At 74.7% G+C, this 288-nt stretch carries 1 protein-coding gene; it reads right to left on the reverse strand.

The annotated features are described in order from the left end of the window. A partial coding sequence (locus MN204_RS20455; RefSeq protein WP_249872899.1) for an FAD-dependent oxidoreductase occupies window positions 1-273 on the reverse strand: 273 nt, incomplete at its 3' end. Between the last annotated feature and the right edge of the window lie 15 nt (window positions 274-288).

Consider the following 288-nt stretch of genomic DNA (forward strand, 5'->3'; position numbering starts at 1 on the left):
GGCGCCCTCGACGACCTCGGTCAGCAGTCCGCGGACCGACAGCGCGCGGGCGACCTGGAGGCCGAGAAGACCGCCACCGACGACGACCGCACGAGCGCCGGGGACGAGGGCGGCGTCCAGCCGCCGGCAGTCGGCGAGGGAGCGGAAGGCGTGGACCTTTGGGTGCAACGTGCCGTCGCGGCGGACCAGACCGCGGATCGGCGGGAGGGTGGGGATCGAACCGCAGGCCAGGACGAGCCGGTCGTACGCGACCCGACCTCCGTCGACCAGCACGACCTCCCCCTCCCT

Source organism: Oceanobacillus saliphilus (assembly GCF_023522835.1).
Lineage (GTDB): Bacteria > Bacillota > Bacilli > Bacillales > Amphibacillaceae > Oceanobacillus > Oceanobacillus saliphilus.